Source organism: Thioclava litoralis (assembly GCF_045278885.1).
Classification (GTDB): domain Bacteria; phylum Pseudomonadota; class Alphaproteobacteria; order Rhodobacterales; family Rhodobacteraceae; genus Thioclava; species Thioclava litoralis.
In genome coordinates, this window is the sequence record NZ_CP135443.1 from 738,954 (window position 1) to 756,516 (window position 17,563).

At 60.2% G+C, this 17,563-nt stretch carries 23 protein-coding genes; 7 read left to right on the top strand and 16 right to left on the bottom strand.

Annotated elements, in window-relative coordinates; translation table 11 throughout:
• Positions 1-51: 51 nt before the first annotated feature.
• On the bottom strand, positions 52-810 hold the full coding sequence (locus tag RPE78_RS03585; protein ID WP_339108129.1) for a sulfite exporter TauE/SafE family protein: 759 nt from the start codon (positions 808-810) through the stop codon (positions 52-54).
• 175 nt (positions 811-985) lie between these two features.
• Between RPE78_RS03585 and RPE78_RS03590 the strand changes: the two genes are divergently transcribed.
• Together RPE78_RS03590 and RPE78_RS03595 are read left to right on the top strand one after the other, a co-directional pair.
• On the top strand, positions 986-2,647 hold the full coding sequence (locus RPE78_RS03590; protein ID WP_406721249.1) for an acyl-CoA dehydrogenase family protein: 1,662 nt from the start codon (positions 986-988) through the stop codon (positions 2,645-2,647).
• Between the two features lie 88 nt (positions 2,648-2,735).
• Entirely contained in the window at positions 2,736-3,239 is a 504-nt protein-coding gene (locus RPE78_RS03595; protein WP_406721250.1) for an N-acetyltransferase family protein, read from the top strand.
• On the opposite strand, the gene recO is transcribed toward RPE78_RS03595, so the two are convergent.
• The 12 genes from recO to folK all read right to left on the bottom strand — a co-directional run bounded on the left by recO (position 3,236) and on the right by folK (position 12,462).
• Positions 3,236-3,958, bottom strand: coding sequence for a DNA repair protein RecO (gene recO, locus RPE78_RS03600; protein WP_406721251.1), 723 nt, complete (start codon positions 3,956-3,958; stop codon positions 3,236-3,238). The two genes, RPE78_RS03595 and recO, sit on opposite strands and share 4 nt — an antisense overlap.
• A gap of 1 nt (position 3,959) precedes the next feature.
• Positions 3,960-4,286: a DUF1491 family protein gene (locus RPE78_RS03605; RefSeq protein WP_339108133.1), complete on the bottom strand. Its 327-nt coding sequence runs from the start codon at positions 4,284-4,286 to the stop codon at positions 3,960-3,962.
• Positions 4,286-5,197: a GTPase Era gene (gene era, locus RPE78_RS03610; protein ID WP_406721252.1), complete on the bottom strand. Its 912-nt coding sequence runs from the start codon at positions 5,195-5,197 to the stop codon at positions 4,286-4,288. Before era ends, RPE78_RS03605 begins: the two co-directional genes overlap by 1 nt.
• Positions 5,194-5,880, bottom strand: coding sequence for a ribonuclease III (gene rnc / locus RPE78_RS03615; RefSeq protein WP_339108135.1), 687 nt, complete (start codon positions 5,878-5,880; stop codon positions 5,194-5,196). Before rnc ends, era begins: the two co-directional genes overlap by 4 nt.
• Positions 5,877-6,665 carry a signal peptidase I gene (lepB, locus tag RPE78_RS03620; protein WP_339108136.1) on the bottom strand — a complete coding sequence of 263 codons (789 nt, stop codon included), beginning with the start codon at positions 6,663-6,665 and terminating at the stop codon, positions 5,877-5,879. The genes rnc and lepB overlap by 4 nt, the downstream gene beginning before the upstream one ends.
• 56 nt (positions 6,666-6,721) lie before the next feature.
• Positions 6,722-7,147 carry a holo-ACP synthase gene (gene acpS / locus RPE78_RS03625; protein ID WP_406721253.1) on the bottom strand — a complete coding sequence of 142 codons (426 nt, stop codon included), beginning with the start codon at positions 7,145-7,147 and terminating at the stop codon, positions 6,722-6,724.
• On the bottom strand, positions 7,144-7,599 hold the full coding sequence (locus RPE78_RS03630; protein WP_406721254.1) for an ABZJ_00895 family protein: 456 nt from the start codon (positions 7,597-7,599) through the stop codon (positions 7,144-7,146). Before RPE78_RS03630 ends, acpS begins: the two co-directional genes overlap by 4 nt.
• A gap of 24 nt (positions 7,600-7,623) precedes the next feature.
• Complete coding sequence (locus RPE78_RS03635; protein WP_339108139.1) at positions 7,624-8,367, bottom strand: pyridoxine 5'-phosphate synthase; 744 nt, start codon at positions 8,365-8,367, stop codon at positions 7,624-7,626.
• 86 nt (positions 8,368-8,453) lie between these two features.
• The gene (locus RPE78_RS03640; protein WP_339108140.1) at positions 8,454-9,191 is read right to left on the bottom strand and encodes a DUF2062 domain-containing protein; all 738 of its coding nucleotides are present in this window, start codon (positions 9,189-9,191) and stop codon (positions 8,454-8,456) included.
• Between the two features lie 97 nt (positions 9,192-9,288).
• Positions 9,289-11,406, bottom strand: coding sequence for a bifunctional (p)ppGpp synthetase/guanosine-3',5'-bis(diphosphate) 3'-pyrophosphohydrolase (locus RPE78_RS03645; RefSeq protein ID WP_339108141.1), 2,118 nt, complete (start codon positions 11,404-11,406; stop codon positions 9,289-9,291).
• Between the two features lie 35 nt (positions 11,407-11,441).
• On the bottom strand, positions 11,442-11,804 hold the full coding sequence (gene rpoZ / locus RPE78_RS03650) for a DNA-directed RNA polymerase subunit omega (protein ID WP_339108142.1): 363 nt from the start codon (positions 11,802-11,804) through the stop codon (positions 11,442-11,444).
• A 73-nt stretch (positions 11,805-11,877) separates the two neighbouring features.
• Positions 11,878-12,462 carry a 2-amino-4-hydroxy-6-hydroxymethyldihydropteridine diphosphokinase gene (gene folK / locus RPE78_RS03655; RefSeq protein WP_406721255.1) on the bottom strand — a complete coding sequence of 195 codons (585 nt, stop codon included), beginning with the start codon at positions 12,460-12,462 and terminating at the stop codon, positions 11,878-11,880.
• A 146-nt stretch (positions 12,463-12,608) separates the two neighbouring features.
• Between folK and RPE78_RS03660 the strand changes: the two genes are divergently transcribed.
• Complete coding sequence (locus tag RPE78_RS03660) at positions 12,609-13,163, top strand: NYN domain-containing protein (RefSeq protein WP_339108144.1); 555 nt, start codon at positions 12,609-12,611, stop codon at positions 13,161-13,163.
• 123 nt (positions 13,164-13,286) lie between these two features.
• Complete coding sequence (locus tag RPE78_RS03665) at positions 13,287-13,736, top strand: YqaA family protein (RefSeq protein WP_406721256.1); 450 nt, start codon at positions 13,287-13,289, stop codon at positions 13,734-13,736.
• On the opposite strand, the gene RPE78_RS03670 is transcribed toward RPE78_RS03665, so the two are convergent.
• The 3 genes from RPE78_RS03670 to RPE78_RS03680 are packed head-to-tail and all read right to left on the bottom strand — an operon-like array spanning position 13,733 to position 15,934.
• Entirely contained in the window at positions 13,733-15,040 is a 1,308-nt protein-coding gene (locus RPE78_RS03670) for an MATE family efflux transporter (protein ID WP_406721257.1), read from the bottom strand. The genes RPE78_RS03665 and RPE78_RS03670 overlap by 4 nt on opposite strands.
• A 13-nt stretch (positions 15,041-15,053) precedes the next feature.
• Positions 15,054-15,560 carry a PaaI family thioesterase gene (locus tag RPE78_RS03675; RefSeq protein ID WP_339108147.1) on the bottom strand — a complete coding sequence of 169 codons (507 nt, stop codon included), beginning with the start codon at positions 15,558-15,560 and terminating at the stop codon, positions 15,054-15,056.
• Positions 15,557-15,934, bottom strand: a complete 378-nt coding sequence (locus RPE78_RS03680) for a PaaI family thioesterase (RefSeq protein WP_339108148.1) — start codon at positions 15,932-15,934, stop codon at positions 15,557-15,559. The genes RPE78_RS03675 and RPE78_RS03680 overlap by 4 nt, the downstream gene beginning before the upstream one ends.
• A 231-nt stretch (positions 15,935-16,165) precedes the next feature.
• Here RPE78_RS03680 and RPE78_RS03685 point away from each other — a divergent pair, with 231 nt between their 5' ends.
• The 3 genes from RPE78_RS03685 to RPE78_RS03695 all read left to right on the top strand — a co-directional run bounded on the left by RPE78_RS03685 (position 16,166) and on the right by RPE78_RS03695 (position 17,544).
• Positions 16,166-16,534: a MerR family DNA-binding transcriptional regulator gene (locus RPE78_RS03685; RefSeq protein WP_406721614.1), complete on the top strand. Its 369-nt coding sequence runs from the start codon at positions 16,166-16,168 to the stop codon at positions 16,532-16,534.
• Positions 16,535-16,747: 213 nt separating this feature from the next.
• A complete protein-coding gene (locus RPE78_RS03690; protein WP_339108149.1) occupies positions 16,748-17,146 on the top strand; it encodes a MerR family DNA-binding transcriptional regulator in 399 nt (132 codons plus the stop codon).
• A 185-nt stretch (positions 17,147-17,331) separates the two neighbouring features.
• Positions 17,332-17,544: a hypothetical protein gene (locus RPE78_RS03695; RefSeq protein WP_339108150.1), complete on the top strand. Its 213-nt coding sequence runs from the start codon at positions 17,332-17,334 to the stop codon at positions 17,542-17,544.
• The last annotated feature ends 19 nt before the right edge of the window (positions 17,545-17,563 follow it).

Below are 17,563 nucleotides of genomic sequence, written 5' to 3' on the forward strand. Positions count from 1 at the left end.
TCCTGTCAGGGGTTTCCCCTCGCATAGCGCGAAGGCCGCACAGGCACAACACTAGCCCATAAACGCCTTGCGCAGCAGATTGATGCCCGTCAGCAGCAACACAAACAGGGTCGCGCGCCGGAACAGCACCGCATTCAGCCGGTCATGCGCCCAGAATCCCAGCCACAGCCCAGCAAAAGACGGAATCACCAGAAGCGCCGACATCGGGAAGGTATGGGCATTCATCACTCCCGTCATCAGATGCGCGCCCGTCAGCATCACCCCGCCCGCAAAAAAGGACACGCCCATGATCCGCATGGCTTCGGTCTTCTCGACCTTCATCGACATCAGATAGGCAATCAGCGGCGGCCCCCAGATGCCGGAGATCCCGCCAAACAAGCCGCCCACAACGCTGGACCAGAACTCGAAGCGTTTCGCATGGCGGGTGTGCAAGCGTAGCCCGTAGCCCAGAATTTCCGACGCCGTGTAAAGGATAATCGGCACGCCCAACAGCGCGTAGCCCAACGCCTTGGGCAGCACCGTGACGAAATTGGCGCTGATGGCGATACAGACCAGCAGCGTGACCAGATGCAGCCGGTATTGCACCGCCGTCTCCCAAGCCGCCCGCCAGCCCTGCCGCAGCGCCTGCGCCACATTGGTGGCCGTCACCGGCAGGATCAAAAGCGCAAGCGCCGTATCTGCGTCGAAGATCGAGGCATAGGCCGAAAGCATGATCATCGGCAACGCAAAGCCGATGGCACCTTTTACAAAGCCCGCAATCACCGCCACCCCGACGGCCACCGCAAGCTGCCAGATTTCCATCCCGAACATTGCACCCCTCCTCGCAATCTTGTGACCATGCTTACAGCCCGTAGAAGCGCTTGAATAGTCGAGACTATATTTTCCAAAGGGTAACATTGGATCAAATTGTAACTCTATTTTGGTTTTTTATTGCGCTGCGACTGCAAAAGGATTACAAGGAAGTCCACTCAGGGAGGACTGATTCATGGCGCATGATGGGGCGGAGATGAGCATGACTGGCATTCTGGCGGATCTGACGACAGTGACGGGGGCAACCCTGCCCGAGATCGCCACACTGGTCTCGCAGGCCAAAGAGGCGCTGCGCCACAAGGTAACCGTTGACGGACGCGTATCGGGTGCCGCACTGGAGGCGCACCAGTTTCAGGCGCATGCGCTGGCATGGCTGGCCACCTATGAGGAAAGCCTCAAACAGCTTCAGGCATGGGCGCTGCGTTCCAGCGAGAACGGTCTGGGTGTGATCGACAGTCTGCTGCTGCAGATCGGCTTTGGCGAATATCTCAACCAGATCGCGGGTGGCATCCCGATGAGCCAGGGCGAGATCGCGCGCCTGTCGGATCTGGAGATCAGCTGGACCCCGTCGGCAGAAGCCCGCGAACTGATGACCCGCGGCAACAGCCCCGAGGCCCGCCAGATGCTGGTTGCCGAGTTGCGCGAGCTGCAGGGCCGCTCGATCTTCGGCACCTCCGGTCTGGACGAAGAGCTGGAGATGGTGCGCGAGCAATTCTACCGCTACGCCGAGGAAAAGGTAAAACCCTTCGCCCATGAATGGCACCTGAAGGACGAGCTGATCCCGATGGAGACCATCGAGGAACTGGCCGAACTGGGCGTCTTCGGCCTGACCATCCCCGAGGAATATGGCGGCTTCGGCATGTCGAAGGCGGCGATGGCCGTGGTCACCGAAGAACTGTCGCGCGGCTATATCGGCGTGGGCTCGCTGGGCACGCGCTCGGAAATCGCGGCAGAGCTGATCCTTTGCGGCGGCACCGAAGAGCAAAAGCAGAAATGGCTGCCCGGTCTGGCCTCGGGCGAGATCCTGTCCACCGCCGTCTTTACCGAACCGAACACCGGCTCGGATCTGGGGTCTTTGCGGACCCGCGCGGTGAAGGATGGCGATGACTGGGTGATCACCGGCAACAAGACATGGATCACCCATGCGCAGCGCACCCATGTGATGACCCTTCTGGCCCGCACCGATCCTTCGACCAGCGATTATAAGGGTCTGTCGATGTTCCTCGCGGAAAAGACGCCGGGCACCGATGACAACCCCTTCCCTACCGAGGGCATGACCGGCGGCGAGATCGAGGTCTTGGGCTATCGCGGCATGAAGGAATATGAACTCGGCTTCGACGGCTTCCGCGTGAAGGGCGAGAACCTTCTGGGCGGCGAGGAAGGCAAGGGCTTCAAGCAGCTGATGGAGACCTTCGAATCCGCGCGCATCCAGACGGCGGCCCGTGCCGTCGGCGTGGCGCAATCGGCCTGTGAGGTGGCGATGCAATATGCCATCGACCGCAAGCAGTTCGGCAAATCGCTGATCGAATTCCCGCGGGTGGCAGGCAAGCTGGCCATCATGGCGACCGAGACGATGATCGCCCGCCAGCTGACCTATTTCTCGGCTTGGGAAAAGGACCACGGCCACCGCTGCGACCTTGAGGCCGGCATGGCGAAACTGCTGGGTGCGCGCGTGGCATGGTCGGCCGCCGACAACGGGTTGCAGATCCACGGCGGCAATGGTTTCGCGCTGGAATACCAGATCTCGCGCATCCTCTGTGACGCCCGCATCCTGAATATCTTCGAAGGTGCTGCCGAGATTCAGGCGCAGGTGATCGCCCGCCGCCTGTTGGGTTGATCTTGCGACATCGGGGCCTTCGGGCCCCGATTCTGATTGCATAGCCCTGTGATCCGCGCAATCTGGGCGGAAACATTAGGGGGATGCGATGATCCGTGACGCGCGTGCGAGTGATGCCGAAGATATTCTGGACATCTACAATGACGCGGTGCAGACCACGACCGCCATCTGGAACGAGATCCTCGTCGATGCCGAGAACCGTCGCGCGTGGATTGCCGAGCGTCAGGCTGCGGGCTTTCCGGTCTTTGTGACCGAGGTGGACGGCAAGGTTATGGGCTATGCCAGCTATGGCCCCTATCGCCCCCATGACGGCTATGCGCTAAGCGTCGAACATTCGGTCTATGTGCACCCGTCGATGCGCGGGCGCGGGCTTGGAACGCCGCTGCTTGAGGCAGTGATTGCCCATGCGCGGGACGCGGGCAAACATGTGATGGTGGCGGCGATTTCCGAAGACAACCCCGGATCGATCAAGCTGCACGAACGGCTGGGCTTCGTTGAAACGGGCCGCATGCCGGAGGTAGGGCGCAAATTCGGGCGCTGGCTCAATCTGGTGCTGCTGCAGCTAAAGCTGGACGACCGTCCCGCGCCCTAAAGCCGCGCTAAAGCCTCGACCAGACGCGCCCGTGCCGCAGGCAAAGGGCGGTTGCCCAAAGCAGGGGCCAGATGGGTGTTCAGGAAATAGCCCGTCAGCCCCAGCCCCTCTTCGACCTCGGCCAGCGAGGCAGGCCCCTGCCCCAGCAGGAATTGCGGCAAGGGCAAAAGGCGCGGCGCCCAATCGCCCGCACCTTTTCGGCTGACCGCTCGGCCCGTTTTGGGGCTGACATAGGCCAGATCGTCAAAACTGCCGGTCACCGCACAGCGCGTCAGATCCAACCCGTAGCCCAGATCCTCCAGAAGGGTCATCTCCCAGCGCAGGTAATCCAATATCCAGCCCTCATGGGCCTGCCCGATCACATCAAACAGCGGCTCGGAGCGGTGATAGAGCGCCGGATGCGCCTCGCGGTCGGGCAGCGCGAAGGCCAGCAGAGCGCAGCTGGAATTCAGCCCCAACAGCGCCAGCCTGTCCTGCATCGCCCCCGCACGCGATTTAAGCGGCTCGACGGTGAAGGCCCCAAGCTGATCGGCCAGACGCGCCCGCCACCGGACGGACACATGGCTTCCCGGTTGCAGATGCGCCGCCATCTTGCGCGAGGCCCCGCCCCGCACGATGCCCGCGTGGCGGCCATGGCTCTCGGTGAATACCTCGATCAGGCGCGACGTCTCGCCCTGCGGACGGCTGGTCAGGATGGTGCCTTGGTCAACCCAATCCATCTCAATCCATCAAACCGTCTTCATCCAGAAGGGTCACGCCCTCGCGGCTTTCGATCTCGATCACCCAGAGGTCGCGGTCAAAACTGCGCTGTTTGCGGATCGAGGCATCGACATCGGCCTCCGGCCCCGCCACCAGAGACATCCATTTGCGCGCGCCCGTCATCAGGTCGAAACTGCGCTGGAAGGCCTCGGCTGTGCCATCAAGGCGGGCGCATTTCACCAGCACCGCGCCCGAGGCATCATTGCCATGCGCCGTCACATAGGCCGGAATATTCGCAAGTTCGAGCCGTTTGAGATAGGCCTTCACCCAGAATTCCGCCGTCAGCATCAATCGCCGTCCTTGAAATCCAGACCCATCTCGGAATAGCGGTCGCGCTCTTCCAGCCAGTTCGGACGCACCTTCACCTGCAAGAACAGATGCACGGTCTTGCCAAGGAATTCGCAAAGATCGGCGCGGGCCGCGGTGGATACGCCCTTGATCGTTTCGCCGCCCTTGCCCAGCACGATGCCCTTATGGCCGTCACGCGCGACATAGATCACCTGATCGATACGGGTGGTGCCATCCTCGCGGTCGGTCCAATGTTCGGTCTCGACGGTCAGTTGATAGGGCAACTCCTCATGCAGACGCAGGGTCAGCTTTTCGCGGGTGATCTCGGCGGCGATCATGCGCATCGGCAGATCGGCGATCTGGTCTTCGGGATAGAGCCACGGACCGATAGGCACCTCGCCGGCCAGCCATTCGCGCAGGTCTTCTACGCCATGACCGCGCTCGGCAGAGATCATGAAGGTCTTCACGAAGGGGAAAGCGTCGTTCAGCTTCTGGGTCAGCGCCAGAAGATCCTCGGATTTCACCTTATCGATCTTGTTGATCGCAAGTGCCACAGGCTGGTCGCCGCCGCGTTCCTTCAGCGCTTCGATGATCGCCTCGACACCGCCGGTCAAACCACGATGGGCCTCGACCAGCAGAACCACCACATCGGCATCTGCGGCCCCACCCCAAGCAGCCTTCACCATCGCGCGGTCCAGACGACGGCGCGGGCGGAAGATACCGGGGGTATCCACGAAGACGATCTGGCTTTGGCCAGCCATCGCCACACCACGGATACGGGCGCGGGTGGTCTGCACCTTATGCGTGACGATCGACACTTTCGCGCCCACCATCCGGTTCAGCAGCGTCGATTTACCGGCATTGGGCTCGCCGATCAGGGCGACAAAGCCTGCGCGGGTCTCTTCGGTCATGCTTTTTTCTCCATCCGGTCGAGCAGGGCTCGGGCTGCGGCCTGTTCGGCCTGACGTTTTGCGCGGGCCTTGGCACGGGCGGTTTCGCCATTTTCAAGTTGCGCTTCGATCTCGAAGACGGGGGCATGGTCCGGCCCGTCGCGCGAGATGGTCACATATTTCGGCGGGGCAAGATGGCGGGCCTGCGCCCATTCCTGCAGGGATGTCTTGGCATCGCGGCTATCGGCATCCACGGATTCGACCCGCTCGCCCCAAAGGCGCAGCACCAGATCGCGGGCGACCTCGAAACCGGCATCCAGATAGACGGCGGCAATCACCGCCTCCATCGCATCGGCCAGAAGCGCCTCCTTGCGGCGGCCTCCGGTCATCATTTCCGACCGCCCCAGCTTCAGCACCGCCCCCAGATCGATTTCGCGCGCGACCTCGGCACAGGCTTCCTTGCGCACAAGCGCGTTGAAACGCGGCGCAAGCTGGCCTTCGGTCGCGGCCTTATCGGCAGAAAACAGCGCCTCGGCCATCGTCAGCCCCAAAACGCGGTCGCCCAGAAACTCCAGCCGCTGGTTATCGGGGCGGGTCTTGGTCGAGATCGACGCATGGGTCAATGCACGAATGATCAGCTCGGGCTTATCAAACTGATGCCCGAGCCTCTCCATGAAGTCTGTGATGTCGCTTGAGAGTTTCACTCGATTGCCTTGAAGAAACGATCCGGACGCCAGGTCCAGAAGAAGAAGAGCGACCGCCCTGCCGAAGAGAACATGATCCGGTCGGCACGGCCCACCAGATATTCTGCCGGCACGAAGCCCACGCCACCGGCGCGCAGCGGCACACGGCTGTCTTCGGAGTTGTCGCGGTTATCCCCCATGAAGAAATACTCGCCTTCGGGGACGGTGAAGACTTCGGTATTATCCAAGAAGCCCTGATCTGTGATATTGAGAATGTCATGGGTCACGCCATTGGGCAGCGTCTCGCGCTGGCGCTCTTTGACACAGGTGCCCCCCTGCCCGACCGGATCATTCGCGCAGCGCGGCACCAGACCTTGCGGGCCCTGCTGTTCCTTGATCTCGGTGAAATCGGGTGCATTCTCCAGTTTGACGGCCTTATCGTTGATATAGAGCACACCTTCGCGCACCTGGATACGGTCTCCCGGCAGGCCGATCACCCGCTTGATGAAATCGACCCCCTTGGTCGGGTGACGGAACACCACCACATCGCCGCGCTTGGGATCATGCGCCAGAATGCGCCCCGAAATCGGGCAGGCCGCGAAGGGGCAGGAATAGCGCGAATAGCCATAGGCCATCTTGTTCACGAAAAGGAAATCGCCGATCAGTAGCGTATCCTTCATGGACCCCGACGGAATCCAGAACGGCTGGAAGAAGAGCGTGCGGAACACGCCCGCAATGAGCAGGGCCCAGAAAACCGTCTTGATCGTCTCGATGATACCGTTCTGGGACTTCGTCTTGTCTGCCATTCGGGGCTTGCTCCTTTGTGGGTTGCGCCCTTCCTTCGCGCGATGCGCGCGCGCTGTCAAGAAAGGCCAGCACCGGAAGGGGTGGAAAGAGGCCGTGCCTCGATCACAACAAAGGCTTGCGCCCAAGGATGATCATCCGTCAATGTCACATGGATCACTGCCTCGTGACCGGCAGGCGTGATCTGCAAAAGCCGTTCGGCGGCCCAGCCGGTCAGTTCCATCACGGGCTGGCCGGTGGTCAGGTTTGTCACCGCCATATCCTTCCACGAAATTCCCATGCGCAAGCCCGTGCCAAGCGCCTTGGAACAGGCCTCTTTCGCGGCCCAGCGTTTGGCATAGGTGCCCGCCACATCCGCCCGCGCATCGGCCTTGGCCTGCTCTACCGGCGTAAAAACGCGATTGCGGAACCGGTCCCCGAAACGGTCGAGCGTATTCTGGATACGCTCGATATTGGCCAGATCGCTGCCGATGCCGATAATCATGCCTTCGCCTGTCTCTTGGCCAGCTTCTGCGCCTTTTTCTCCATCGCTTTCAGATAGTTCTTCGCACTGGTGCTATAGAAGAAGCGCGAGATGAGAACCACCAGCAGAAACGTCAGCCCGAAAATGATCGCCAGAAACAACGGCAGTTGCCCAGCAGAAACGCCCGCCTGTGCCCCGGGCAGGAAAAACCATGCCAGCGTGCCCAGCCCCAGTTCGACAAGCGCCACCAGAACAAAGGCCTTCAGTGCAAAACCCCACGCCTCGCCCGCACGGGGACTGCGCTGGTATTTACGCGCAAAGCCCTGCCCCTCGACCATCGCGGCGACCAGGATCGGCACCGCACCGAAAGCCGCCCCCGAAAGCGGCACACCAGCCGTCCGAAGCACCGCAAGCAGCACCGAGGCCAGAACCGACACGCCCACAAAACAGGCAAGGTAACGTAGATAATTCATTGAATGATTTCCGCAAAAACTCGTTTATCCGCGCGCCGCATCCATCAGGTGGCGCATATGTTCAACGGCGGGACGTAGCCCGAGAAACACCGCTTCGGCAATAAGGAAATGACCGATATTCAGTTCGCGGATCTGCTTGATCGCGGCCACCGGCGAAACCGTGTCATAGGTCAGCCCGTGGCCAGCATGCACCTCCAGGCCCAGCTCGGCCGCATAGGCCGCCCCTGCCGCCAGCGCCTCCAGCTCGGCATCGCGTTCGTCAAAGCGGCCCGCGAAATGCATATCGCAGTAATGGCCCGTATGCAGCTCGATCACCTGCGCGCCGATGCGGGCCGAAGCCTCGATCTGGGCGGGTTCGTGGCCGATAAACATCGACACACGGATCCCCGCATCGACCAGCGGCTTCACATATTCCGTCAGCCGCGCCTGATCTGCGGCCACATCCAGCCCGCCCTCGGTGGTGACCTCTTCGCGCTTTTCGGGCACAATGCAGCAGGCATGCGGGATATGGCGCAGCGCGATCGCCTGCATCTCGGGTGTGGGGGCCATTTCGAAATTCAGCGGCGTGCTCAGTTCGGCCCGCAAAGCTTCGATATCACTGTCGCGGATGTGGCGACGGTCTTCGCGCAGATGTGCCGTAATCCCGTCGGCCCCCGCCGCTTCCGCCAGCTTCGCCGCCCGCACCGGGCTGGGATAGGACGATCCACGCGCGTTACGGATTGTAGCGACGTGATCAATATTCACGCCAAGACGTAGTTTCTTCGACATTTCAGGGCCAACCTTCAAGGCAATCATCCGGCACAGAGTATGGCGTGTCTATGCGCCAGATTGAACCCCAATCTGACATGGGCCGATCAGCCCTCGTGCTTGGCAGCCGTGTCATTCGTGCGCCCTGCGACACGCCGTTCACTGCGTTCGCGCGAGCGGGCCGCCAGTTTCGCACGCGCCTGCTCAAGGCGCTCTTTCAGCTTGGCGCGGCGGCGGTTCTGATAGGCCGAAATAAACGGCAGGGTGACGTAATACATGACCACCGCCGCAATCAGCCCCGGCAACAGCCCGCCAACCAGATAGGGCAGCCAGACATCGGAGAAAAACTGGTGCAACCCGCCCCATTCCGGTCGCGCAGGTGTAAACAGCGCCCAGAAGTTATGCACCAGATCATGGCCTGCCCTCGCGAAAACCTCGCCCAGCGTGCTGGCCGCCTGTGGATCGGGCGTCAGGATAGAGCCGCCCTGCCCCAAAGCCTGACGCGGACGGTCCTGCCCGAGAATCAGCCGCCCGAATTGCGTCGAGAAAACCGCGATGATCGGGAAGGTCAGAGGATTGCCGAAAAACGTCCCCAGAATGGAGGCGATCATATTGCCGCGCAGCAGCCACGCAATGGCAGCCGCCCCAAAGAAATGCAGCCCGAAAAACGGCGTAAACGAGATGAAAACACCTGCCGCAATCCCGCGGGCAATGCGCTGGGGACGGTCGGGAAGACGGTTTATGCGGTGCTTGACATACTGGAACGCACGGGACCATCCCGTGCGCGGCCACAAAGCATCCCGCGCGGCGATCAGGATCGGTTTTTTCTCACGCCGCTTGAACACGTCTGAAATACTTCCTTCTATCCGCAAGGAAACGCCCGATGCGGACACTCATGACCCCATGAACGCCTTCTTATAGGTAAGACGCAACCGCCAATCGTCACGGTTTGCGCGATAAATCGCGCCAACGTTCCACCTGTGCCACATCTGTTTCCGCTTCAAGCGCGGTCAACAGGCGGTGCAGATGTTCCATATCCCGCAACTCCACCTCTATAATCAAAGAGTAAAAGTCCGGTTTCCGATCAACAAAATTCAGATCGGAAATATTCGCCCTCTGTTGGCCAACCAGCGTGCAGATATGGCCAAGCACCCCCGCGTCATTGGAAATCGTGACCTTCAGCGAGGCCGTATAGACCGGCGGATGCTGCCCCCCCTGCCAATGCAGATCGACCCAGCGTTCGGGTTCGCTTTCAACATCTTCCAAAGCAGGGCAGTCGATCGAATGGATCACGACCCCGCGCCCGCGATAGGTAATCCCCACGATCCGCTCGCCCGGCAGTGGCTGACAGCATCCCGCACGGGTAAAGCTCTGGTCGGCCCCGAGCCCGATCACGGCACGCGTCGGTTCGACCGTTTCTTCACGACGGTGCACAAGCTCGGGATAGAGCACGCCAATCACATCGCCCGAGGCAATCTCGGCCGAACCCAGACGGGCCAGAACCTCGGTCTCGTCGGTCAGCCCGAGCGACCGTGCCGCCGTGCGCAGCGCCTTATCGGTGACTTTACGACCGACATGTTCAAAGGCCACACGCGCAAGCTCGGCCCCCAGTTTGACAAAGCGTGTCCGGTCTTCCTCGCGCAGCGACTTGCGGATAGCCGCACGCGCCCGACCGGTGCCCACGATATCCAGCCACGTCGCCTGAGGCCGTTGCCCCGAAGCGGTAATCACCTGAACGGACTGACCATTTTTGAGCCTTGTCCAGAGCGGCACACGGATACCATCCACCTTCGCCCCGACGCAGGAATTGCCAATCCGCGTGTGGATCGCATAGGCAAAATCGATCGGCGTCGCCCCTTTGGGCAGCTTCACGACATCGCCTTTGGGCGTGAAACAGAAGACCTGATCGGAATACATCTCGAGTTTGACATTCTCGAGGAATTCCTCGTGATCCCCCTCCCCGAAGCGTTCGGTCAGCGTGGTGATCCATTGTGCCGGATCAACCGCGAAGGGGTTCGAGGACCGCTCGCCATCCTTATAGGCCCAATGCGCGGCCACCCCCGATTCGGCGACCTCATGCATCTGGCGGGTGCGGATCTGCACCTCGACGCGCTTGCCATCACGGCCCGACACGGTGGTATGGATCGAGCGGTAGCCGTTGGTTTTCGGCTGGCTGATGTAATCCTTGAACCGGCCCGGAACGGCGCGCCAGCGGTGGTGGATCAGCCCCAGCACGCGGTAGCATTCGGCCTCGGTCTTGGTGATCACGCGGAACCCGTAGATGTCGGACAGGCGCGAGAAGGCCAGCTGCTTCTCTTCCATCTTGCGCCAGATGGAATAGGGACGCTTGGCCCGACCGAACACATCGGCGTCAATCTTGGCCTCTTCCAGCAGCAGACGGATATCGCCCGAGATCTTGGGGATCACATCCCCCGTCTCTTTCTGCAGCCCGACAAAGCGGCGGATGATCGAGGTGCGCGCCTCGGGGTTGAGCACCTTGAAGGCCAGATCCTCCAGCTCCTCGCGCATCCACTGCATCCCCATGCGGCCCGCAAGCGGCGCATAGATCTCCATGGTTTCGCGGGCTTTCTGGGCCTGCTTTTCCGGCTTCATCGACTTGATCGTGCGCATGTTATGCAGACGGTCCGCCAGCTTCACCAGAATAACCCGCAGATCCTTCGACATCGCCATGAACAGCTTGCGGAAATTTTCCGCCTGTTTGGTCTCGGAAGAGGACAGTTGCAGGTTGGTCAGCTTGGTCACACCATCGACCAGCTCGGCGATAGGTTCCCCGAAAAGCCCCGCGACCTCGGCATAGGAGGCACGGGTGTCTTCGATCGTGTCATGCAAAAGCGCCGTGACAATCGTCGCATCATCCAGACGCATCTCGGTCAGGATCGCGGCAACGGCGACAGGATGCGTGAAATAGGGCTCGCCCGAGCGGCGGAACTGCCCTTCATGCATCTTCAGCCCGTAAGCATAAGCGTTACGGATCAACCCGTCATCGGTATGCGGGTTGTAGTTGCGAACGAGCGCGATCAGGTCTTCGACTTCGATCATTGACGCCCGTTCCGCATACCATTCAACAGATCAGATTATTCGCGGCCCTGCGCTTCCATCAGCGCGCGCAGCATCCGCTCTTCGTTCATGTCGTCATCAGCCGGCTTGTCGGCAGAGGCGGGCTCGCCTGCCATAAGCTGGGCCATCTGATCGTCTTCGGGTTCATCGACTTCGATCTGGGTCTGGTTCGCCTCGATAAGACGTTCGCGCAGATCGTCTGCGGATTGGGTCTCATCCGCGATTTCACGCAGCGCACAAACCGGATTTTTGTCGTTGTCACGATCAACCGTCAGGGCAGAACCGGCGGCGATCTCGCGTGCACGATGGGCAGCAAGCATCACCAGTTCGAAACGGTTCGGGACTTTGTCAACGCAATCTTCAACCGTCACGCGGGCCATATGTCACTCCAGTCGGATCTCGGGGAATGTCTGAACCGCCTACATAGGGACAAACAGCACGGTTGACAAGCGCTCATTCGCGCAGATCGTCGGCCACAAGCGGGGAAAGCCCGGCAATTTGTGATTCTGGAAGCGCCTCGACAAGCTGTTCCAGTGTCTGTCCGGTCAGCGGATGCACCCAGTTCGGGACGATCTCCCGCATGGGAATCAGCACGAATCCCCGATCCTCAAGCCTCGGATGCGGCAGAATCAACTGCTCCGGAGTGGCTTTTTGCTGCTCTTCGAAGGGCAAATCCCGCCAGTGACGCAACGTCACCTCGGACGGATGAATAATGTTACCGCAATCAATCAGGTCGATATCGATCACCCGCGGCATCCAGCGCCCGTGCCGCACACGGCCAAGACCGCTTTCGATTTCATGCAGCAAATACAATATGTCAGTAGGACTGCCGGAAGCGCGGAACAGTCCACAGGCGTTGACAAAATCCGGCCCGCTGCCCGCCGGATAGGCCGCCGACCGATAAAAGCGAGACATCGCCACGGGACGAAATGACGCAACGCAGAGCCGTTTGAAGGCTTCCCTGATTGCATCAGATGGGCTACCCAAAGTGGATGTCATATTGGCCCCGAAGGCGATGATAATCGTGTTACTATCCATTTAGACAGATACCCATGACCGAGCTGCATTGCTATCTGAGATCGGTATCACTCGCGTCGAATAATGAGTAGGGAAGTTTTGGGCATCCGGCCCCACTTTGGATGCCCGTGTTGTAGCGAGTGTGAAATAGAAAGGATTTTGATTTCATGTTCTACAAAGACGAACGGCTTGCGCTGTTCATTGACGGCTCGAACCTCTACGCAGCGGCAAAGTCGCTCGGGTTCGATATCGACTACAAGCTGTTGCGTCAGGAATTTGAACGCCGCGGCAAGCTTGTTCGGGCCTTCTATTATACCGCGCTGCTCGAGAACGAAGAATATTCCCCGATCCGTCCGCTGGTCGACTGGCTGCATTACAACGGGTATGCGATGGTCACCAAGCCGGCCAAGGAATACACCGATTCCATGGGCCGCCGGAAGGTGAAGGGCAACATGGATATCGAACTGGCCGTTAATGCGATGGAGCTTGCTCCGCGTCTTGATCACGCGGTCCTGTTCTCCGGCGATGGCGATTTCCGGCCCCTGGTCGAGGCGCTGCAACGCCAAGGCGTGCGCGTATCGGTCGTGTCCACGATCCGCTCGCAGCCGCCGATGATCGCGGACGAACTGCGCCGCCAAGCCGACAATTTCATCGAGCTTGACGCCCTGCGTGACGTCGTTGGCCGTCCCCCGCGCGACCCGCGCGAAGAAGACTCAAACTGATCCGTTTTATCACTCACGGAACCGGCTCGACGGGCGAGACATTTCACTGTCATCGCCCGTTTTGCTTTTCGGGCCCAACGATTACCCTTTCGAGGGTCACACCATGCCTGCGACGGAGCCCCTATGTTCGACCTATCCGCCTCCCTGACCGGCCTGTTCTTCTCCGGACTTCTGGCGGCCACTCCGATCCCCGCGCAATCCGAAATCGTGTTTGTGGCAATGCAGACCGCGCAGGCGGCACCTATCGGATTGATGATCCTGATCGCAGGGATCGGCAACACGCTCGGCGCCCTGATCACCTATTACATAGGGCGGCAGGTCAACCGCTGGCGTGACCGCAAATGGTTTCCCGCCAGCCAGAAGCAGCTTGACCGCGGCCATCGCTGGTTCGACCGTTGGGGCCTATGGATCCTGTTTCTTAGCTGGGCCCCGGGTGGAGACCTGATCTGCCTGATCGCAGGCATCCTGCGGATGTCGCTCTGGCTTTATCTGCCCATCGTCTTTCTGGCAAAAACCGGCCGCTATGCCGCCGTGGCATGGATCACCGCGCAAGCCATGCAGATCGTCCACTAAACGATGCGCGCTTCAAGGCGGGGATAAAGCGCCCCGAGGCTGAGCGCACGCAGCAGGTTCAGCACCATCAATGCCGCCCAGAGGCCATGATTGCCCCAAAGCGGCACCATCAGGAACAGCGCCGCCACATAAACGGCAACGGAGACAATCATCGCATTCCGCATGGCACGGGTCTGTGTGGCCCCGATAAAAATGCCATCCAGAATATAGCTGCCGAAGCTGGCCAGCGGCATGACCATCATCCACGGCAGATAGTGTTTTGCGAGCGCACGCACCTCTTCGGCCCGCGCCATCAGATTGATGATCTGCGGCCCGAGCAGGGCAAAGACCACCCCCAGAAGGACGGCGAAACCAAAGCTCCAGAGCCCGTTCAGCCAGCCTGCCCGTCGCAGCCGCGCCACCGACCCCGCCCCGACGGCCTGCCCCACAAGGCTTTCTGCCGCGAAGGCAAAACCGTCCAGCGCGAAAGAGGTGATCTGCAGGAATTGCAGCAGCACCTGATTGGCCGCCAGAGCCACATCCCCGCGCCCCGCCGAAATGAACAGGAAGGTGGTGAAACTGGCCTGCAGCAGAACCGAGCGGATCATGATATCGGTATTGACCCGCACCAGCCGTCCCAGTTCGGCACGGTCAAACAGACGGCCCAACGCACAGGCTGCGGGAAGGAAGGCTGCGCGCGCAAACCACAGACCCAGCCCCGCGCCCAATATCTCGGAGATCAGGCTGGCCGTGGCCACGCCCTTGATCCCCCAGCCCAGCCCCAGAACAAACGCCAGATCCAGCACCACATTGAGCGCGTTCATCACAATCTGAATCATAAGAACGGCGCGCGTGCGTTCTAGTGCGATCAACCAGCCGATCAGCCCGTAAAGCCCGATTGTCGCAGGCGCGCCCCAGATGCGGATCGACAGGTAGGTGCGGGCAAGGCTTTCAACCTCGGCGCTGGCCGGTGCAAGGCGGAACGCCAGATCGAACAGCGCCTGCTGCCCGATCCAGAGCCCGCCCCCCGCAACAAGCGCCAGCAACAGCGCCCGCAGAAGACCGGCTGCGGTTTCCACCGCATCCCCCCGCCCATGCGCCTGCGCCACAAGCCCTGTCGTACCCATGCGCAAAAACCCGAAGATCCAGTAGAGCGACGACAGGATCACCGCCCCCACCCCCACGGCACCGATGGGCGCGGCCTGCCCGATCTGCCCGACAACCGCCGTATCCACGAGGCCCAGCAAAGGCACCGTCACATTGGAAATCACCACCGGAACGGCGATGGACAAGACACGGCAGTTGGTGATGGGCGAAGCCGGCATGGGCAGGCTCCTTTTAGCCGGCCAGATCAGCCGGTTCGGGCATCAGGAAATGTCCCGTTGCCTGCGCGATAGGCCGCAAGCGGTTGTCCTGCCAAGCTTCGACAAACACACTGGCGTACCGCCGCCCCGAACGGGTGATCTTGGCGCGTGCATAGGCGTCGCGCGGCAGGCCCGGACGCAGATAATCCATCGTGATATCGATGGTCTTCGGCGTGGGGGGCAGCCCGTCCAGCGCCACTTTTCCGGTTTCGAAATCCGGCCAGAGGGTGGACCAGCTTAGACCGACAATCGCGGTAATCTCCATGAAGGCCGCCGTTGCCCCGCCATGCAGCGCCGGCACCGACGCATCGCCGATCAGGCTTTCCTTGAACGGCAGGATCGCGGTCAGCTCGTCGCCACGACGGTCGAATTCCACCCCGAGGAAGTTGATATAGGGGATCGCCGCCACCAGTTGCCGCAGCGCCTCGTCGCGCCGTTTCTTGATGACCTGCACAGGTTCCGGAGACAGACGGGTTTTCATGCTTTGGCCTCCTCGGGCAGATAGACGGTAAAGGCGGCAGTGGCCTGCGCCACCGGCACACCGCCCGACGCGTCGCTTTCATCATGCGCCACGGCCCGTACGAAGGCGATGCTACGCGAGATATGATAGACCTCTGCAGAGGCAACAATGCTCTGTCCCGGCTTGGCCGGACGCATATAGTCGATCCGCAGATCCAGCGTTGCGGTGCTTCGGGGCTGTGAGGGATGCGCCATGACAGCCGTGGCACAGCAGGTGTCCATCAACACCGAAACAGCCCCGCCATGAATGACGCCGGTTTCGGGATCTCCTATCAACTTTTCGTTATATGGCAAGACCATACGGGCCTTGCCCGAGGACACATCGACGACTTTCATATTCAAAGATCGGCAATGCGGCAGGCCTTCCAAAAACGATTTCATCAGAAAACTGTCGTTTTTCGTGTCATTTGTTAGATTATTTGTGGTGTTCACGTGCTAACTCCGACTTTCTACGCTAACACTATCTGCCTGCCGTCACCGCAGCACAAGTGCCGCACCAAACGAATTCCCGCATTGATTGCGGTTGAAATACTGGCCATTGCTGCTAGCGTATCGCCGAAAAGAAGAATGGCAAGGCGAATGCTCAACCTAAAGGAAATGTGCGCAAAGTTCGAAGTCACCCCTCGGACCCTGCGATATTACGAATATATCGAATTGCTCGCCCCCACACGTGAGGGGCGAAAACGTTTTTATGGCCCAAGAGAAATCGCGCGGATGACCATCATTCTGCGCGGCAAAAGATTTGGCTTTTCTCTGGAGGAACTCCGCCAGTGGCTGGAGATCTACGACACCGATGGCACGGAAGAACAATTACGCGTGTTTTTGGACCTGTCGGAACGGCAATTAGCCACATTAGAGAAACAACGCGCCGAATTGGACAAAACTATATCGGAATTGCGCAACTTGCGCGAACAAGCGCTTGCCATGAGCCAGTAACATATAAGCAACTTGATCTTTTACGCTTGGGAATGCATATCGCGGATAGGTAGTTTGTCCGTATCTACCCCTTTTAAAAAGCCTTTCATGTATACCTACTACCGATCTTGTCGGGCATTGTTGCGCTGCACCACCAGCGCTGCTTTTGAAATATCGAGTATCGCATAGGTGGAAATTCATCTGCTGCCTGTGCATTAACTGTGTGAGGCACGGATGGAAAATGAAGTGATGACGATCCGCGAGATGTGCGACGCCTTCGAGGTGACCCCGCGCACATTGCGGTTCTACGAAAGTAAGGAACTCCTGTTCCCGATACGAGAGGGTCAAAAGCGACTGTTCACCCGCCGCGACCGCGCGCGACTCAAGCTGATCTTGCGCGGCAAACGGTTCGGGTTCAGTCTCGAAGATATCCGCCAGCTTCTGGATCTTTACAGCGTTGGCGATAATCAGGTGACGCAGCTGACCGAAACGCTCAAGCTGGCGCGCAACCGGCTTGAAGAAATGCAGCAGCAACGCGACGATCTTGTAACCGCTATTGACGAGCTGAGTGCAGAGATCGAGTCAGGGGAAAACCGGCTTGAGGCGCGTCGCGCCGAAAGTTCGGCCGCCTGACCATTCATGCAATCCCTTTCGTAACCCATTCCGACAAACGGCCACCTTTTCATGGCAGCCTGTTCTCAGGGGGGCTTTGGCCAATCCACTCTTGGCAAAAACTCAGCCCCCCTGTTGTCGTTCTTCCAGCGCTTCAAAATCCCGCCATATTCTGCCTCTAGAAGGGAGAAAACCGCAGGATCTCCATGCCCAAACGTCTCCGACTGACCCGCCGCTTTCCCGTTGCCATGACCAATGACGCCTATCGCCGCCTGCAGCGATTTGCGCAGGACGCGGAGCTGTCGCAAGACGAGGCCCTGACCTTCCTCTTCGAGAATTTCAGCTCGGTCTTTCGTGACGACAATCTTGCCGCGCGCCTGAGCCTGTTCAAAGCCGAACTGGCAGATCGCAAAGCGTGACCTTCGCGGCATTCGGGCG

Coding starts and splice junctions, on each gene's coding strand:
- RPE78_RS03585 (WP_339108129.1), bottom strand. CDS start 810: ATGTTCGGGATGGAAATCTGGCAGCTTGCGGTGGCCGTCGGGGTGGCG.
- RPE78_RS03590 (WP_406721249.1), top strand. CDS start 986: ATGGCGCATGATGGGGCGGAGATGAGCATGACTGGCATTCTGGCGGAT.
- RPE78_RS03595 (WP_406721250.1), top strand. CDS start 2,736: ATGATCCGTGACGCGCGTGCGAGTGATGCCGAAGATATTCTGGACATC.
- recO (WP_406721251.1), bottom strand. CDS start 3,958: ATGGATTGGGTTGACCAAGGCACCATCCTGACCAGCCGTCCGCAGGGC.
- RPE78_RS03605 (WP_339108133.1), bottom strand. CDS start 4,286: ATGCTGACGGCGGAATTCTGGGTGAAGGCCTATCTCAAACGGCTCGAA.
- era (WP_406721252.1), bottom strand. CDS start 5,197: ATGACCGAAGAGACCCGCGCAGGCTTTGTCGCCCTGATCGGCGAGCCC.
- lepB (WP_339108136.1), bottom strand. CDS start 6,665: ATGGCAGACAAGACGAAGTCCCAGAACGGTATCATCGAGACGATCAAG.
- acpS (WP_406721253.1), bottom strand. CDS start 7,147: ATGATTATCGGCATCGGCAGCGATCTGGCCAATATCGAGCGTATCCAG.
- RPE78_RS03630 (WP_406721254.1), bottom strand. CDS start 7,599: ATGAATTATCTACGTTACCTTGCCTGTTTTGTGGGCGTGTCGGTTCTG.
- RPE78_RS03635 (WP_339108139.1), bottom strand. CDS start 8,367: ATGTCGAAGAAACTACGTCTTGGCGTGAATATTGATCACGTCGCTACA.
- RPE78_RS03645 (WP_339108141.1), bottom strand. CDS start 11,406: ATGATCGAAGTCGAAGACCTGATCGCGCTCGTTCGCAACTACAACCCG.
- rpoZ (WP_339108142.1), bottom strand. CDS start 11,804: ATGGCCCGCGTGACGGTTGAAGATTGCGTTGACAAAGTCCCGAACCGT.
- folK (WP_406721255.1), bottom strand. CDS start 12,462: ATGGATAGTAACACGATTATCATCGCCTTCGGGGCCAATATGACATCC.
- RPE78_RS03660 (WP_339108144.1), top strand. CDS start 12,609: ATGTTCTACAAAGACGAACGGCTTGCGCTGTTCATTGACGGCTCGAAC.
- RPE78_RS03665 (WP_406721256.1), top strand. CDS start 13,287: ATGTTCGACCTATCCGCCTCCCTGACCGGCCTGTTCTTCTCCGGACTT.
- RPE78_RS03670 (WP_406721257.1), bottom strand. CDS start 15,040: ATGCCGGCTTCGCCCATCACCAACTGCCGTGTCTTGTCCATCGCCGTT.
- RPE78_RS03675 (WP_339108147.1), bottom strand. CDS start 15,560: ATGAAAACCCGTCTGTCTCCGGAACCTGTGCAGGTCATCAAGAAACGG.
- RPE78_RS03680 (WP_339108148.1), bottom strand. CDS start 15,934: ATGAAAGTCGTCGATGTGTCCTCGGGCAAGGCCCGTATGGTCTTGCCA.
- RPE78_RS03685 (WP_406721614.1), top strand. CDS start 16,166: ATGGCAAGGCGAATGCTCAACCTAAAGGAAATGTGCGCAAAGTTCGAA.
- RPE78_RS03690 (WP_339108149.1), top strand. CDS start 16,748: ATGGAAAATGAAGTGATGACGATCCGCGAGATGTGCGACGCCTTCGAG.
- RPE78_RS03695 (WP_339108150.1), top strand. CDS start 17,332: ATGCCCAAACGTCTCCGACTGACCCGCCGCTTTCCCGTTGCCATGACC.